The sequence below is a fragment of the Natronosalvus vescus genome, assembly GCF_023973145.1.
In the GTDB taxonomy this organism is placed as follows: domain Archaea; phylum Halobacteriota; class Halobacteria; order Halobacteriales; family Natrialbaceae; genus Natronosalvus; species Natronosalvus vescus.
Genome location: NZ_CP099546.1, coordinates 139,122 through 155,130 on the forward strand (window position 1 = coordinate 139,122; position 16,009 = coordinate 155,130).

13 protein-coding genes and 1 pseudogene are annotated in these 16,009 nt (G+C 58.9%); 8 read left to right on the forward strand and 6 right to left on the reverse strand.

What is annotated here, in order from left to right; translation table 11 throughout:
• Window positions 1-169: 169 nt before the first annotated feature.
• On the forward strand, window positions 170-1,840 hold the full coding sequence (locus tag NGM68_RS00700) for a right-handed parallel beta-helix repeat-containing protein (protein ID WP_252699742.1): 1,671 nt from the start codon (window positions 170-172) through the stop codon (window positions 1,838-1,840).
• A gap of 201 nt (window positions 1,841-2,041) precedes the next feature.
• Here the strand turns inward: NGM68_RS00700 and NGM68_RS00705 are convergent, their stop codons facing one another.
• On the reverse strand, window positions 2,042-2,557 hold the full coding sequence (locus NGM68_RS00705) for a winged helix-turn-helix domain-containing protein (RefSeq protein WP_252699743.1): 516 nt from the start codon (window positions 2,555-2,557) through the stop codon (window positions 2,042-2,044).
• 190 nt (window positions 2,558-2,747) lie between these two features.
• Here NGM68_RS00705 and NGM68_RS00710 point away from each other — a divergent pair, with 190 nt between their 5' ends.
• On the forward strand, window positions 2,748-3,599 hold the full coding sequence (locus NGM68_RS00710) for an arylamine N-acetyltransferase family protein (protein WP_252699744.1): 852 nt from the start codon (window positions 2,748-2,750) through the stop codon (window positions 3,597-3,599).
• Between the two features lie 676 nt (window positions 3,600-4,275).
• Window positions 4,276-5,346 (forward strand): AI-2E family transporter, encoded by a 1,071-nt coding sequence (locus tag NGM68_RS00715; protein WP_252699745.1) that lies wholly within the window; start codon window positions 4,276-4,278, stop codon window positions 5,344-5,346.
• Window positions 5,347-5,461: 115 nt separating this feature from the next.
• Here NGM68_RS00715 and NGM68_RS00720 read toward each other — a convergent pair whose 3' ends face one another.
• The 3 genes from NGM68_RS00720 to NGM68_RS00730 all read right to left on the reverse strand — a co-directional run bounded on the left by NGM68_RS00720 (window position 5,462) and on the right by NGM68_RS00730 (window position 8,829).
• Window positions 5,462-6,310, reverse strand: coding sequence for a DNA-binding protein (locus NGM68_RS00720; RefSeq protein ID WP_252699746.1), 849 nt, complete (start codon window positions 6,308-6,310; stop codon window positions 5,462-5,464).
• 556 nt (window positions 6,311-6,866) lie between these two features.
• A complete protein-coding gene (locus tag NGM68_RS00725) occupies window positions 6,867-7,562 on the reverse strand; it encodes a helix-turn-helix domain-containing protein (RefSeq protein ID WP_252699747.1) in 696 nt (231 codons plus the stop codon).
• 55 nt (window positions 7,563-7,617) lie between these two features.
• The gene (locus NGM68_RS00730) at window positions 7,618-8,829 is read right to left on the reverse strand and encodes a YkvI family membrane protein (RefSeq protein ID WP_252699748.1); all 1,212 of its coding nucleotides are present in this window, start codon (window positions 8,827-8,829) and stop codon (window positions 7,618-7,620) included.
• An 88-nt stretch (window positions 8,830-8,917) separates the two neighbouring features.
• On the opposite strand from NGM68_RS00730, the gene NGM68_RS00735 reads away from it, so the two are divergent.
• Complete coding sequence (locus NGM68_RS00735) at window positions 8,918-9,961, forward strand: DUF1611 domain-containing protein (protein WP_252699749.1); 1,044 nt, start codon at window positions 8,918-8,920, stop codon at window positions 9,959-9,961.
• Window positions 9,958-11,022, forward strand: coding sequence for a dipeptide epimerase (locus tag NGM68_RS00740; protein ID WP_252699750.1), 1,065 nt, complete (start codon window positions 9,958-9,960; stop codon window positions 11,020-11,022). Before NGM68_RS00735 ends, NGM68_RS00740 begins: the two co-directional genes overlap by 4 nt.
• A 48-nt stretch (window positions 11,023-11,070) precedes the next feature.
• On the opposite strand, the gene NGM68_RS00745 is transcribed toward NGM68_RS00740, so the two are convergent.
• Entirely contained in the window at window positions 11,071-11,853 is a 783-nt protein-coding gene (locus tag NGM68_RS00745; protein WP_252699751.1) for an HpcH/HpaI aldolase family protein, read from the reverse strand.
• Between the two features lie 136 nt (window positions 11,854-11,989).
• Window positions 11,990-12,457: pseudogene (locus tag NGM68_RS00750) on the reverse strand (DUF234 domain-containing protein); the annotation flags it as partial.
• A gap of 58 nt (window positions 12,458-12,515) precedes the next feature.
• Between NGM68_RS00750 and NGM68_RS00755 the strand changes: the two are divergent.
• The 3 genes from NGM68_RS00755 (at window position 12,516) to NGM68_RS00765 (ending at window position 16,002) form a co-directional block, all read left to right on the forward strand.
• Entirely contained in the window at window positions 12,516-14,507 is a 1,992-nt protein-coding gene (locus NGM68_RS00755) for a S9 family peptidase (protein WP_252699753.1), read from the forward strand.
• A 143-nt stretch (window positions 14,508-14,650) separates the two neighbouring features.
• Window positions 14,651-15,721: a ComEC/Rec2 family competence protein gene (locus tag NGM68_RS00760; RefSeq protein ID WP_252699754.1), complete on the forward strand. Its 1,071-nt coding sequence runs from the start codon at window positions 14,651-14,653 to the stop codon at window positions 15,719-15,721.
• Window positions 15,721-16,002 carry a DUF3006 domain-containing protein gene (locus NGM68_RS00765; RefSeq protein WP_252699755.1) on the forward strand — a complete coding sequence of 94 codons (282 nt, stop codon included), beginning with the start codon at window positions 15,721-15,723 and terminating at the stop codon, window positions 16,000-16,002. Before NGM68_RS00760 ends, NGM68_RS00765 begins: the two co-directional genes overlap by 1 nt.
• The last annotated feature ends 7 nt before the right edge of the window (window positions 16,003-16,009 follow it).

Consider the following 16,009-nt stretch of genomic DNA (forward strand, 5'->3'; position numbering starts at 1 on the left):
ACATTGGAGAATTAACAGTTGTGGTGACTGAAATGGTAGAATGAAATAAGCGTTGCAATAAATATTGCAATAACTCATGGGTCGTTCACGGGGTTCGATTGTGGGAATCCTCTCAACAATTATACCGTCCGTATAGTAACTATAGCAACGCCTCACATTCAGTATCGCAATGGTTTCTGATCAGGAGAAAAAGAAAGTCAGTACAACCGAACAAAGTACCTCGCGGCGATCGTACTTAGGTGCTTTAACAGCCCTCGGTGCGGGAGGCGGTCTCGTTGGTTCATCCACACAAAAGTCGAAGGGGACGACTCAAGCGGCAAGCAACCAGAGCCCGTGGGAAGGGATTTCTGTGTCCGATTCGGGAACAGAGGTCACCGATGACATTTCCCACCTCGATTTCGGTTCATCGCTGGCCGCAACTGAGCTCGAGAACGACAATAACGTTCGGATCGACCTCGATACTGAAGGTACGAACCCTCATATCGTCAACGTGGAAAGTGACCTGGGGGTTGAACCAAATGAGGACGACCTCTGGGAGGCGGTCTACGACCACTACCAGTCGTTCAGCCCGAGCAACCGAAACCATATGTACATCGTCCCACCGGGGACGTGGCTCGTCGAAACGGACAATATCCACCTCGATGCCCACGAGTTCTTTGGAATCAGAGGAAATCCCTCGGCGACGCTGCGGATCAACGATCAGGATATTGACCGGATGATGACCGTCGGGACGATTGATGATTCGGTTCCACACGCCCAGCGAACCGTCATGCAGGACTTCCAGATCGACATTCGCGGCGACTTCGACACAGGTATTGGTCGGTGGTACACGTACAGATTCGGCCTCATCGAGCGGGTCAACATGCGTGGATCTCGGAATAGGCTCCATCCAGAGTACGGCGGTGACCGTCATACGATTATGGTGGACGGGGTCAAATCAACGTCAACGAACCTCATCAGGGCGTGTCATCTCAACAATTGGGATGTCCAACACGACGCTGATCAGGTTGGTCACGCGATCGCCTATAGCTCGGAGCCCAACCATTCTGGGTTAAACGTATGGGAAGGGTGTCAAGTGACTGGCTACACGGACAACGGATTCTATATGTCGACCAGTAACGGGCGGAACCTCATTACTGGATGTACGGCCGTCAACTGTGCCGGCGCGGGCATTCGCATCGGTGCAAACGACATGGTTCGTAATTGCAAGATCATTATGACGGAAGAGCCCGCCCATCCGTGGAGTGGACTGTGGATAGAAAACGGCGGTGGACAGGTGGTCGAGAAGCTCTACGTTCAAAATAACATTCAAAAACCGACCGAGATTATTCGGTGTACACACGACGGACACGCACGGTTCACGGACGTCCACATCAACGATCAAGGCGAAGGCGGACGTATAATCCGTGTCAACGACGACGACGATAGCAAAACGACCTTCAATTCGTGTACAATCACCGATCGATCGAGTCCATCGACATCCGATTACGGTGTCTACGTACAGTCGTCGAACGTTCGATTCCGCGATTGCGATTTCGACTTCGAATCGCAATCGGATAACGATCGGCACGGAATCTATGTCAATGGTCGAGGAGATGACGTTGACAATCTCGTTCTTGACGACTGTGACATCAACGCGGATGGGGCGAGTTTACGGTTTGCCGACGGCGGGGAGAAACACCGTGTTCAGCATTCAACTTTCGAGGAACTCGTGATGAGTGACGCTAACACATCGCTCAGAGATGTATTGTGGCTCGGGAATCACCACGAAGGGCGCACAGTTTTCCACGGGGAGCGGTCGGACTGGAAAGGAGACTTCAACTGGGGCTTCGAAATATAGCTGACCACGGGTCTTTTTAAGGAGGGGAATTTAACCAAAGACTCTACCTTTGGTTGACAAACCTACTCACGCTTTGAGCGAAAGCCTGAGTATTAGCAAACGACTCTCTGGGATGTCTCGAAACCGTATCTTGAGACCAAGTCAACACTTCAAACGGTCTCGAATAAATCGACCCGAACTCACCGGCCCGGTCGTGGTCGCTCATGCGGTGAGCTGGTGGCTGGCTTCGTCGTAGGCGAGAGCTGCCTGGGCAACGGCGAGATTCTGACGTGTGGTTTTCCACGCGGTGAGGTCGTCCCACCCCTCTGTCTCGTCGGCGTCGAGTTTCTGGGTGAGTTCTTCGGGTGACACCACGTCGTATCGATCCTCGTAGCGACGAATCTCGGATTTCATCCGTTTGATCCCGCTGATCAACTCTGTGCGATCTGCGTTCTCGCGAAGTTCGCGAATTCGGGACATAAGGATACGGTCGCTGTTTCGCCTGTAGAGGGTTGTTTGACCGTCCATCTCCGTCTCAGCGAAGCCGGTGTTCACAAGCGCCTTGCAGTGCCGACGTGCAGTCGGCTCGCTCACGAGTGCCCGTTCGGCGAGCTCGGCTGCCGACTGCCCCTCGTGGGTTTGTTCAACGATTTCATACACCCGCTCGAATGGCGTGGTGTCTGCTTTCCACTCCGCTTTGACGTGCTCGTTGATGTCATCCCACGTCTCGGTGGTCATACTGGATACTACGCCCTGAAACACCAAATGTTTTTCTTGGGAAATTATTCTTTTCCTCTGAGCGGCAGTATAGCAACCAGACCGCGTTTTTCAGTTTTGATTTTGAAATAGGTGGGCAACCCCTAGTCAATAATCCTACATAAACTCAGTTCAGAAAATACTGATATCAGTCCATGATCTCTGATCACATATGCGACCAAACACCACTGGTTCAGGCCTCTTCTCCGATGAGACGACCGAAACTCTGCCGTCAGTCATGACTGTTCGTCGCTATCTGAATCGCATCGGTCTCGACGAGACTGCACTTGAGGCGACCGACCTAGAGACGCTTACTCGGCTCCAATACGCTCACATTACAAAGGTTCCCTTTGAAAACCTCGACATTATTGGCGACCCGTTTAGCGACCAAGACGGAAGTGGTGTCTCACTATCGCTATTAGCCCTCTATGAGAAGATCGTCGAACGCGGTCGGGGAGGGTACTGTTTCGAACTCAACGGACTCTTTCACTGGTTGCTTGCTGAACTCGGATATGATATCGACCGTGTTGGGGCACGTATCACCAGCGGTGATAGTATCACTGTCCCTGCGAATCATCACTCAAATATTGTTCACCTCGAGAAAGACTACATCGTTGATGTCGGATTGGGTACACCGAAGCTTCGCCAGCCGATCCCTCTCGACGGTTCGGTAGTGAGTGATGACCTCGGAATCGAATGGCGCGTCGTCGAGAGCGACCGGCCTGATGCGACGTACAGAACTGAATTCTTCGACGAACAGAACAATGACTGGACGAGACGTTATATCTTCGATGAGACGCCGCGTAACCTCTTGTACTTCGAAGCGACAAACGACTATCTGCAGCGCGCCCCCGAGTCACCGTTTACCGGGTCGCCTACCGTGTCCCTCGGATCCGATCGCGGATTCTTGAAGCTGAGTACAGACACCTTCATTGAATGGCGGAACGGAGACAAACAAGAACACCACGTGCCACCTGAACAGTGGTACGATACGTTAAAAAAGGAGTTCGCCATCCAACTTTGACTTGGCTGGTCGATGAAGATACCAAAACCACACCCTCTAGAACCGAGGCGCGTATGCACTGAGTGAGTAGGCAGGGGTAGTTCACTACCGTCGTGACTCACCGAACTTTGATGACATTGTGAAGTCCACCAACCATCTCATCGAGTTCGACCATATTCTTCGGTTACCGAATCGAGACAGGATCGGGTACCTCCTCCTCGTACGCCGGACTGGATTCCTTTCAGGTGTCGTAGGCGTGGTATTTGGCTTGTTTGGATCAGCCGCGGCAGTCACACTGCATCGGTACCTGGATCTTGGGTTGTCGCTCGCCTACAAGAACCCAGACGACATCACCGTGAAATCGTGGGTGATCCCGATGACACGGGTGCTTGGAATCACTGCGTTAGTGCTGACGATCATGTCCCTCCGCGGTGAGGGTGACGATTGATACATAGTGCGAGCGCATACCCGCGTCTTCAGGTGCGGGAGGAGGTCAATGAATCGGGTCTTCCTGAATCAAACTCGAGAAGACCGCTGCCCGTCAGCGGGTCTCAAAACCCTATCGTGCGGTTAGTATCGAAATTCCGAGCGAATTAAAAGTGCCTTCGAGTACTGAACTCTCCAGTTTCGTGAATTCTCAGATGAGGGTTTTCTACCCCAAAGGGGCTTGTTCCCGAGAGGTGTTCATTCCACGTCCATGGATTCAGACGATGGTTTTATCGATAAACGACTTAGCTGGTGGATTTTCGGGCTTGTCCTTGCAACCATCTTAGTATACACACTTCGTGGGTATCTCGGATGGGCCGTTTTCGGTGTATTTCTCTATTACGTAGCTCGACCAGTGGCCAGACAACTTCGACAGCGTGGGCTTTCGGAAAGTACGGTTGCAGTCATCACTCTTGGACTCGTTATTCTCCCTTTCGTCGGTATACTCATCGTCCTCGCTTCAATTGCTATTGTACAACTTGCAACCCTCGAGGCAACTGATTTCGAACGGATCGTCGAGGCGTTGTTCCCCGACGGAGTCCCGGACACGGTACCCACGACTGAGGAGGAGGTATACCCATTTGTGGAGGACTTCGCCACCGATCCAACTGTTGGCTCAGTGATCGAGCGGGGAAGTGACGTATTGGGTGCGTTTGTCACAGCAGCATACAATCTGTTTATCATGCTTCTTTTTGCGTTCTTTCTCGTTCGTGATGAGAGACGACTCGCTAAGTGGTTTCGAGTCGAAATTGTTGGTGAGAGAACCCGTGTCGACGAGTTCGCTCGAGCGATTGACAAGGGATTAAGTTCTGTGTTTTTCGGATATACCCTGACAATTTTCGCGATCATGGTACTCGCTGGGATCATCTACACGCTGCTCAATGCGATTGCACCACCCGGACTTGCGATTCCACAGGTGCTGTTGTTAGCTATCGTCACTGGTCTCGCTTCGGCTATCCCACTCATTGGTCGATCCATCGTGTACGCAGCAGTCGTCATTTACCTCGCAGTGATGGCCATTCAGATTGATCTGGTGGCATTGTGGTTTCCTGTTGCGTTTTACATCGTCATGGGTCTCTTCTTCGACAATATCATTCGAACCTACGTTCGACCATCACTCTCAGGCCGAATGTTCCCGACGGGACTCGTTCTCTTTGCGTATATTCTCGGGCCACTTGCGTTCGGCTGGTACGGTATCTTTCTTGGGCCGCTTTTGATGGTCGTTGCGACGCTGTTCGTGCAAATGGAGTTACCACGGCTGCTTCACGGCGACGCAAACTGATCGTCCAAAACTGGTATATTCAGCGAAAGCCCGGCAGCTCACGGCTGGTGGCCGTGAGCACCCCGGAACGTGGAGGTGGGTGATCGGGCACCAGCAAAAAAGAGATCGCTATCGGCTACTCCCACCACCGACCGCGCTCTGGGAAGATGATTTCCGACCAGTGAGTCAACGCGATCGAGCACCGTCCATTGTACCAGTTCTTCGCCGCCGCCCTGAACCGCACTTGCTCACCCTCCCGAACCATCGTCTGATTGCTCTTCGCCCAGATCGTGAACTTCGTCCGACCAGTCTCGTCCTCGAGCAGCCCAACCTGTTGAATCGCTGGACTTGAGGGTTCCCACAGTTCGATCACACGGCCTTCCACACTCACCTCGCCTCGCCTGACCGACTCGAGCCTTCCAATCGGCACAATCGTTCCTGCCTCATGTTGCATCTCTTCTTTCGTATCCATCACCGCCTCGAACAGATCCGAACCCTCGAGAACCCGACTGGCGATCCGCTTTCCGATGACCGCTCGCGTGTACCCACTGTTGACGTCCGCTACCAACCGTTGTGCCTGCCAATTGACCTGACCCAACTTCGCTCGTCCAAGTTTCTCTCGAGGATCGACGTCCTTGACCGGCCGCTGATCCCGTCGTGCCTGTTCGACCGCCTGTCTCGTTCGCTCTGCCCGACCCTCCTGTCGACCGAATGCCGCCTGTACGCTGATTCGCTCGAGTTCTTCTTCTCTGGCTCGAATGCGTTCTTCCTGGGCCAGGGTCACGCCGTAGATCCGATCCTCGCTCGTGTCGACTATTCCCTCTGGGTGGTTTGCATCGACCTTCGCCTGAATCTCCATCTCCACCGTTGCCCGAAACTCTGGCGTCTCATCGACGACGTCCTCGTGCTCCGCTCGACCCGCATCTTGCTCGTACGCTTGTTCATCGACCGAAACGACCTTGCTAACCGACTGCTTACTAGACATTGGAATTTTGTTCCAAAGGCGCTCACTCGGCGTCTTTCCGACACCACGACTCTCCAGCCCTGGCTCTCTCGCTGTCCAACATTTCATCACACGCGTCTCGCTCGCGCCTTCGCAAGCGCCCGTCAGGGCGCGAGCGAGACGTTTCGATGTCTGACCCAACCAGTCCCACGCGTCGCTTCAATCGGAGCGAGCGTCCAGTTTTAAGCCGTTTTCGCGTCTGAGCGTGAGCGATGACCGAAAGCGCGCTTAATACTGGCATCCGAAGAGCGAGAGTGAACGGAGGCCGGAAGCGGCGAGCGGGACGTGCCGTCATTGAAGAGGGAGCAACCGCCCTCGACAGCCAGCTGACTGATCCACGTGGGTGAGAACGAATGGGGCTGGTGTACTCGAGGAACCCCGACGACGTATCCGACGGTTTTGACCTCGAGTTTCGCGTTTCGACCGTTCGTCCCCGTCGCCGAATGCAATAGCGCGTGCGTGGACTCGTGGACGAGCGTAACGTGGAGATCCCCGTCAACCGACCAAGCGCCGACGAGGGGCCGGTTGGTTTGAACGGTCAGGGATCCAGAAGTTTCGACTCCGCCTTTCGGAGGTGCTCGAGGAGCGTCGCCTTCGCGATTCCGAGTTCGTCGGCTAACGCAGCCGAAGTGATCCTGCGAGGCAAATCGTAGTAGCCGTGGCAGCGTGCAGCCTCGAACACTTCACGCTGGCGCTCGGTGAGACGGTCGTCGAGATCGGCGACAGTTGCGACGGAGGAACCGGTTCCCGTAACCGTGATCTCCGCGTTCATCTCCCGGCGCACTTCGTCGAGACACTCCTGGAGATCGACGTCGGCTTCCGCGAGCACCGTCCACCGCTCTCGGCCATTACGAATGCGAATCGGCGCATCGGGGATCAACCCTCGAGAGACGAGGGCCTCGTGGATGCTCTCGTCCGATCGGTAGGTCACCAGCAACTCGCGGGTCGCGTTCCCCGCCGTAATCGCTTTGGAAGCGCCGAACGCGTGATCCATCTCGTGGACGGCGTCAGTAAATGGCGAGGCGCGCGTGGCGGCGACGACGTCGTCGATCGTGGCGACGTCGTCTCCATACGCGACGATTCGTGCTTTCACCGCGTTCTCGAGGTCGTAGACTCCGTATGCGATCAGCCCGGCATCCGTTGCTTCTGTCACCTGGAGCGTCCAGCAGTCCGGATGCCAGATATCTAACCGGATCCGTTCGGCACGATTCGAAACGCGTGACTCTTCCTGCATGCCATACACTACCACATCACTCGCTCACCTCACGAAAAACATTGTGGTCGGTGGGCTACGCGTTCGTCCAGAACTCGACCTTCCAGTCGGGGTTGAATATCCGGTAGACGCCGACGGTCAACAGTGGGATCGCGAACAGCGCAATGAAGAAGTACGCCATCAGGGTGTACCCCTGGGCGACCAGTGCGATGATCCCGAACTGCGAGAGCGCCATTGCCCCAACAAGAATGCCGACGCCGAGCGCGCCGCGGTGGATTCGCGACAGACCCTCCACGTCCTCCATCGGGCCAGCATCGACCTCCTCGACATCGGCGTCGATTCGATCGAGGATGGCGTGAATAAGTCCGACGCTGGTTTCGATTAACGTCCAGCCGACGACGATCCCGTATAACACGATGATCGTCGTGCCGCCGACCGACTCCAGCATCGGAAGCCACGGGACGGGCGCTCCCATCACCGACTCTTGTGGGTAAAAGCCCATCATCGCCACGTACGACAGCGCGAACGGGAGGCTCATCAGCGTTCCCGCCAGCAAGCCGGCCGTCAGCGTCTCTTTGCGCGTCGTCTGCCGGTGGAGAGCGAAGAATACCGCCGGGAAGACAGCGAGGTTGTAACCGACGTAGAGGATACCGGACTGCACGACCGCCCCGGTGCTCGTGTCGTCTGCGTAGGACGTGTCGCTGGCGGCGAACGTTGACGTGATGTCGCCCCACGTCGAAACGATCACGATCCCCGCAAAGAGGATGAACGCGACGTACAGGCCGGCGCTCCCGATCGTTTTGAACTCCTCGATCAGCCAGGCACCGTAGTAGGCAAGAACGCCGACGACGGCGATGATCGCGACGATGCCGGCGAGGTATGGGACGCCGAGGGTTTCCTCCATGATTTCGCCCGCTGCGGAGGCCATGATGGCGATGATAAGAATCGCCATCGCCAGGAACAGAAGATCGAACAGCGGCCACGCCTTCCAGATCAGTTCCTTGATGAAGGACTTGTAGTTGTAGACGCCGAACACCCGCGCCAATTCGAACGTCAGGACGGCCATCACCGAAAACCCGATCCAGATGCCGATCACGGCGATCCAGCCCGACGCGCCGTACTGTGCACCGTACTCAACGATCTCCCGACCAGTCGCATACCCGCCGCCGATGAGCACCGACTGGAGGATGATCGCCGGCAACACGATACTCATGAACCAGCTGCCAAGCAGGTCGTTCAGGATTGCCGTCACACCCTGTTCATCCTGATCCACCGTCTCTCGAGACATATGTTCACACAGGACAGTCGAACTAGTAATACACACCCCCTCACATGGGAGGTGGTGGCGTTTTTTCCCTCCCCTCGAAAGGAGGGTTATGAACCTTCGTAACGAGTTCGAAACGCCGGTTTCGGCCGTCGTTCTCGCGGAAGGCGAGTTCGGTTCGACCGGTGGTAAAACCGCCAACGGCGTGGTAATGCACAGCGAGATATTCGACGCCGCCGTCGTCGTCGACTCGGAGACAGCCGGCTCGACCGCCGATGCGGTTCTCGGTCGACCGGACGCGGCGTCCGTCCCCGTCGTCGCGACAATGGACGAGGCGCTTTCGCGTGCACCCGAGGCCGAAGTGCTGGTAATTGGCGTCGCGCCGGCCGGTGGGAGCCTCCCCGAGTCGTGGATCGACGACATCCGGACGGCCATGCAGGCGGGCTGTGACGTCGTCTCGGGCCTGCACGTCTTCCTCTCCGAACGCGACGAGTGGATCGAACTCGCCGACGAAGCGGGCGTTCGGATCTTCGACGTGCGAAAACCGCCCGCCGAGGACGACCTCCGCGTCGGGGACGGGAGCGTCGACGACGTCGACGCCGACGTCGTGTTGACGATGGGAACCGACTGCGCCGTCGGCAAGCGGACGACGACGTTCGAACTGTACCGCGCCGCCCGCGAGGCCGGCCTCGACACCGGCTGGGTCGCCACCGGCCAGACCGGAATCATGGTCGGGGCCCACCGCGGCGTCGTGATCGATCGCGTGCCCGCGGACTTCACCGCGGGAGTCGTCGAGGATCTCGTCACCGACGTCGCCGAACACCACGACATCGTCTTCGTCGAGGGACAAGCGTGTCTCACCCACCGGGCTTACTCAGGGGTGACGCTCTCGATCCTCCACGGTGCGTGGCCCGACGCCGTCGTTCTAGTCGATGACCCGGATCGTAGCGGGCGAACCCACTTCGAACAGTGGGCAGTGGCCGGCGTCGAGCGGGAGGTCGAGGCGATCGAGGGGCTTTCCGACGCGACCGTCGCCGCGCTCTCGACCTGGGGCGACGCCGACGGGGCAGCGGCGCGTCACGATCTCCCCGCTGCGAACGTTTATGATGCCGACGGCCCCGCGACGTTGCTCGAGACCGTCCGGGAGGCGCTATGAAGATTGTAGACGTTCGAGTCGAACCGCTCGACCTTCCACTGGTGGAGCCCTTCGAAATTTCCCTGGGTGAGCGAACCACCGCCAAGAACGTGGTCGTGGCCGTCGAAACCGAGGACGGGACGGTCGGCTACGGGGAGGGATCACCGATCCCGCCAGTCACCGGTGAGACGCAGGCGGCCGCCGTTGCAACCGCTCGTGCGGCAGGGGAGTTACTGGTCGGCGAAACCCTCACCAATCACCGCGCTCGAGTCCGGCAGGTTCGGGAGACGTTTCCCGGTGCCGTTTCCGCGACGCTCGCCGTCGAGACCGCGCTGCTGGACGCCTACTGTCGCAGCCGAGAGATCCCGCTCGCAGCGCTGTTCGGCGGAGAGCCGACGCCTGTCGAAACCGACCTCACGATCCCCATCGTCGATCCGGACGACGCTCGCGAGAAGGCCCGCCGTGCCGCCGAGCGCGGCTTCGACCACCTAAAAGTCAAAACCGGAAGCGACGTGCTCGCTGACGTAGAGCGCGTAGCGGCCGTTCGAGAGGGCGCGCCCGCGGTGGAGATCAAGGTCGACGCAAACCAGGGGTGGACGCCCGCCGAAACCGCTCGATTCGCCGATTTTTGCGCCGACCGTGGCGTCGACCTTGCGCTAATAGAACAGCCAGTTCGTGCCGACGACTTCGCCGGATTGGCCCGTTGCCGAGAGGCAGTGTCGGTGCCGGTTGCTGCCGACGAGACCGTCTTCACTCCCGCCGACGCCGTTCGAGTCGTCCGTGAGGACGCAGCCGATGTGATCAACCTCAAGCTGGGGAAGTCCGGGCTGCTGGGTGCGCGCGACATCGTGGCGATCGCCGAGGGCGCCAATCTGGAACTGATGATCGGGTGTATGCTTGAGAGCGCTATCGGCATCCACGCCGCCGCCCACGTCGTCGCCGGAACGGGCGCGTTCTCTTATGTCGATCTCGACGGGAATCTACTGCTGGACGAGGACGTCGTCCCCGTCGAACGGATCCCCACGATCGAACCGACGGGGCCCGGCCACGGAATCGAACCGGACGCGCTTTGCGAACGGTAACCGCCCGTCGCCGCTACGTTTTTAACCGCAGTGAACGCCGAGGGCATCTCACCTCGACCCGTCACTCCCGACCCGTTTCTCGAACGACTCGCGCGCGGCGTCGCTCCCGTTCGCGAGGTAGAACATATCCGCGCCGGCGATCACGAAGTCGACGCCAACGTCGATCCAGCGACGAATGTCCTCGTGGTCAGTCGCGAGCATTCCGACCGGCTTGTCGGCGCCGTGGGCGGCTTCCAGCACCGACTGTAACGCCGATCGGAATCGCTCGTGTTCCCACTCGCCGAAGACGCCCATCGAGGCCGAGAGATCGCCGTGGCCAACGAGGATCCCGTCGACGCCGTCGACCGAAACGATCCCCTCGGCGTTCTCAACGCCGCGTTCGGTCTCTATCTGGACGACTGTCGTCAGCTCCTCGTCCGCGCGCTCGAAGTATTCGCCGAACGTCCGCCCGTAGTCGGAGGCTCGAGCCGGAGCGGCCCCACGAAGGCCGTCGGGCGGATACCGCATCGCCTCAACGGCGGCTTCTGCCTGCTCGGCGGTTTCGATCATCGGAATTACCAGCCCCGCGACCCCCAGGTCGAGAACGCGTTTTATCCGAGTGTGGTCGTTCCACGGGACACGAACGAGCGGCGCGACGTCCTCCTCGACCGAGTCGACCGCTCGAAGCACGTTCTCCAGGGACTCGAGACTCACGGGGGTGTGTTCGGTGTCGATAACCACGAAGTCGAACCCGCGGGCGCAGATCTCCGCGACCGTCGGGTGGCCGATAGAGATCCAGTTCCCGACCGCGTGCGCTCCGGGTTTCGGCAGGTGGCGCGATCCGTCTTCCATACCCTACCCACCCACCGTCCGCATTTGAACGCGGGGAATCCGGAAATTCGGTGCTTGACAAGACGGCAAACCGTCTCGAACCATCCCACGAAGGAATCCTCGTGTTTCAACACGGGGACGATGTCAACCTCCGGCGTCAATAGTCAGTTCCACTCTCGAGAGCGGTAACGATATCGGACAGATCGAAGAGACGGAGGTCATCACGCTTGTCTGCAGCTTCCTCGACGGAGCGTGTAAACCCAGAGCGGCTGAACAAGGCGAATTCATACGTCGGCTCACCACCTCCGGTGGGCGTCCAATCGATGTGTTCCACGTCGTCTTCGAGATCCGCGAGCACGTCATAGCCGAGGGGCGTGTTGGTAAATTTCGCTTCGCCAGCGATCAGCGTTGACTCATCAGTTGGTGCGACGACATCTACCTCCCGACCCTTATGCCACCACTGGCTTGGCACCTGTGTGAGCTGGTAGTCTGCATAGAGCGCCGGCACCGCCTGGTGACAGAGCGATTCGAATGTCTCGCTAACGAAGTCGGGCAATTCCGGCTCGATGAGATCCGCGTAGGCGTTCTCGCCGTAGAGTTCGTACTGCCCCCCGCGACCGTAGACGTCCCCGATAGGTTGCCGTTGCCCGGCCGTTAATACCGCCGTGGCGTGATCGTGAGGTATGCTCACCATAGACGATGTTCTTGGCCTCGAGTGGCCTGGCACACCCGAGTGGTCTGCGGATTCCACATTTCTCGCGGCGACGATGTACGAGGACGACGGCAACGCGTTGCTCGTTACCCAACCAGAGACGGCGGACGACGTAGACGTGGAGCCCTGGCGCGTCCGACCGAAGGGCGGGCACGTCACCGAGTTTGCGTGGTCGCCAACTGACCCCCGCCTCGTCTGTGCGACCGACGACGGACTGACAGCCCTCGTCGATCCGACCGAACGCACCGTCTCTGAACTCGCGCACAGTCCCGATGGGGACGCTTCGCTCACCTGGTCACCCGACGGAACGAGGGTCGCCTTCTACCGCGACGGTCGACCCCGGATCCGTTCGCTCGAGGACGGAACCGAACGCGGCTTCGACGTCCCGGCGCGCGGATCCTATCTCGGCGAATCGCGTGCGTTCGCCTGGCGGGAAGAGGCAGACCACTTGCTCGCGTACCGGTTCGTGGATCGGGAAACGAAGTGCGTCGGCGTGATCGATACCGCCACCGGAGAACTCCTCTGGCGAACCCGATCCGACGCCTCGTCGCACTCGCCGGTGTGGCTTGGCGACGGACGACTGTGCTTCGAGCGCCGCCGCGAGTACGGCGTCATCCGGGAGTTCGTCGCCGTCGACGTCCCATCCGGAACGGAGACGGTACTCTTCCGAGAGGAGGACAACGAAACAGGAGCGCTCTCGAGTGGCTCGCCCCAGGTGTCTCCCGACGGAACCAGACTCGCCGCGGCACTCCCGATCGACGGCTACGAACACGTCCACGTGATCGACGTTGAGAGTGGCGAGCGGACGCAACTCACCGAGGGATCGTTCGAAGACAAGGGACTCGCGGACGACTCGCCGCGGTGGATCGACAACCGGCGGCTCGTCTTCGCCTCCAACCGCAGGGAGTCGGGACAGCGACAGCTCTACTCGGTGACGCTCGAGGGGACGGTCACGCCACTGGTCGAGACCGTCGGGACGAACGTCGAACCGCGCCCCTCACCCGACGGGACGCGGCTCGCCTACCTCCACTCGAGTCGCGATCGATCGACCGAAATTCGCGTTCGGGCGCTCGATAACCGCGAACCTGGCACGTCCCGCGTCACGCAATCCGGCGTCGAGACGTGGCCGACGCCGCCGATCGAACCCGAACGAATCACGTTCGAGAGCGACGAGTTGGGAATCGACGGCTACCTGCTCGATCCCCGCCGAGGCGAGTCGATTCCCGACGACGCGACGACACTCCCGGGGGTCGTGTACGTCCACGGTGGGCCGATGCGCCAGATGCGCGACGGGTTCCACCCCGACCGGTCGTACGGCCTCGCGTACGCGATCCAGCAATACCTCGCCTCGGAAGGGTACGTTGGCTTGCTCGTGAACTATCGCGGCGGCATCGGGTACGGCCGGGCGTTCAGAGGCGCGATCAGCGGGAATCGGGGTAGAGTCGAGATGGGCGATATCGTTCGTGCCGCTGAGTTCCTGTGCGACCTCGAGTACACGAGCGATTCGGTCGGGCTCTGGGGCCTCTCCTACGGTGGGTACGCGGCCCTGCAACTCCCCGGAACCCATCCCGGAGTGTTCGACGTGACCGTCAACCTCGCCGGCCTCGCCGACATGGAGAACTACCACGAGTGGGCCACCGAAACGAAGTATCCCGCGATCGGCTCGGCAGCCACCACCGTGATGGGCCGCCCACTCGAGGCGAAAGAGCGCTGGGACGACGCCAGCCCTGCCACGCACATGGATCGGTACGAAACGCCCCTCTACAGTTTCCACGGCACCGACGACCGATACGTGAACGTCGAGCAACAGGACGTCGTCGTGGAGACGCTCCTCGACCTCGACCGGGACGTCTCGTTCGAGGCGGAGTACTACCCTGGCGAAAGTCACGTGTTCTCGAGGCGAGCGACCTGGGAGCGGACGCTCGAGAAGATCGAGACGGCGTTCGAGAGACACCTCGAGTGATACCCCTAACGCAAGGAATCCCACGACTTCAGCCGTGTTGAGGATGTCAAACTCGAGCACGCCAGGGGCTTTCAGTCTCCGTATTTCGGTTCTACCTCCAAAAATTCCGAACGGTCATGTAGCGCCACCCGAATCACAAACCCATGAAACGACTCCTCCTCATTGTGCTTGTCGTGGCGATGCTCGTTCTTGCAGGCTGTGTTGATGGGACGAGTATTGAAACCGATGACCCCACAGTACAAACAGATGATGACCTCGAGGATGCCGATTCGAACGGCGCTGAAGACGGACACGACCCAGGTGATGCTCCCGATGTCGACGGAGAGCTCGAGATTCACCATATCGACGTTGGCCAGGCCGACGCCACGCTCCTGATCGAACCCTCCGGTGAGACGATGCTCATCGACTCCGGCGACTGGCGCCAAGGAGGCTCCGACGTGATCGAGTACCTCGAGGCACAAGACGTCGATCGGATCGACCATCTCGTTGCGACCCACGGGCACGCCGACCACATTGGTGGTCACGACGGGATTATCGAGCACTACGAAACCGAACGGGACGGCATCGGCACAGCTTACGACTCTGGCGTGGCAGCCACGAGCCAGACGTACGACCGATATCTCGATGCCATCGAAGAGTACGATGTCGAACTCCTGATCGTCGAAGAGGGCGACCATATCGAGTTCGGCGAGGCGGACGTCAACGTCCACAATCCGCCGGCAGGCGACTCGGGCTCAGACCTTCACTACAACAGTGTGGCGCTTATCATCGAGTTCGGTGAATTCTCCTATCTCACCACAGGCGATGCGGAAGCCGATGCCGAGCAACGGATGGTCGACGAACACGGAGACCAACTCGAGGCAGACGCATATCAGGCGGGCCATCACGGTTCGACGACGTCCTCAACAACGCCGTTCATGGATCAAGTCACTCCGAGCGTGGCGATCATCTCGAGTGCGTACGACTCCCAGTACGGACATCCACACGACGAGGTTCTCGAGGACTACGCCGAACGAGGAATCGAGACGTACTGGACTGCGGTTCACGGCGACGTCGTACTCACGACTGACGGGAGCGATATAGCACTCGAGGTGGAACACGAGTTCTCGACTGACGCTGCAGATCTCCTCGAGGAGAAACCAGCTGACGATGACGAGACACAGGAGTTGATCACCCCACCGATTGACGTGGCTACAGCACCACTAGCGGGCTAATGACTGAGACATATACTGCGACGCTTGATCGGATCGTCGACGGACGGACAGCGGTGCTCTTACTCGAGGAGAACGGTGAAACCGTCGAACAGCTTGACGTCGACATAACGAAGCTACCGGACGAAGGACAGCACGAAGGGGCAGTTCTCGAGATCACCGTTGAAGCAAGCGAATTTTGTGAAGCCGAATACCTTCCTGACGTCACACAGTCTCGCAAAGAGAGTACACAGGAACGTCTCGATCGTCTTTCAAACCGATTGTCCGATCGGACAAGGGACTGATTCGACA

Coding starts and splice junctions, on each gene's coding strand:
- NGM68_RS00700 (WP_252699742.1), top strand. CDS start 170: ATGGTTTCTGATCAGGAGAAAAAGAAAGTCAGTACAACCGAACAAAGT.
- NGM68_RS00705 (WP_252699743.1), bottom strand. CDS start 2,557: ATGACCACCGAGACGTGGGATGACATCAACGAGCACGTCAAAGCGGAG.
- NGM68_RS00710 (WP_252699744.1), top strand. CDS start 2,748: ATGCGACCAAACACCACTGGTTCAGGCCTCTTCTCCGATGAGACGACC.
- NGM68_RS00715 (WP_252699745.1), top strand. CDS start 4,276: ATGGATTCAGACGATGGTTTTATCGATAAACGACTTAGCTGGTGGATT.
- NGM68_RS00720 (WP_252699746.1), bottom strand. CDS start 6,310: ATGTCTAGTAAGCAGTCGGTTAGCAAGGTCGTTTCGGTCGATGAACAA.
- NGM68_RS00725 (WP_252699747.1), bottom strand. CDS start 7,562: ATGCAGGAAGAGTCACGCGTTTCGAATCGTGCCGAACGGATCCGGTTA.
- NGM68_RS00730 (WP_252699748.1), bottom strand. CDS start 8,829: ATGTCTCGAGAGACGGTGGATCAGGATGAACAGGGTGTGACGGCAATC.
- NGM68_RS00735 (WP_252699749.1), top strand. CDS start 8,918: ATGAACCTTCGTAACGAGTTCGAAACGCCGGTTTCGGCCGTCGTTCTC.
- NGM68_RS00740 (WP_252699750.1), top strand. CDS start 9,958: ATGAAGATTGTAGACGTTCGAGTCGAACCGCTCGACCTTCCACTGGTG.
- NGM68_RS00745 (WP_252699751.1), bottom strand. CDS start 11,853: ATGGAAGACGGATCGCGCCACCTGCCGAAACCCGGAGCGCACGCGGTC.
- NGM68_RS00755 (WP_252699753.1), top strand. CDS start 12,516: ATGCTCACCATAGACGATGTTCTTGGCCTCGAGTGGCCTGGCACACCC.
- NGM68_RS00760 (WP_252699754.1), top strand. CDS start 14,651: ATGAAACGACTCCTCCTCATTGTGCTTGTCGTGGCGATGCTCGTTCTT.
- NGM68_RS00765 (WP_252699755.1), top strand. CDS start 15,721: ATGACTGAGACATATACTGCGACGCTTGATCGGATCGTCGACGGACGG.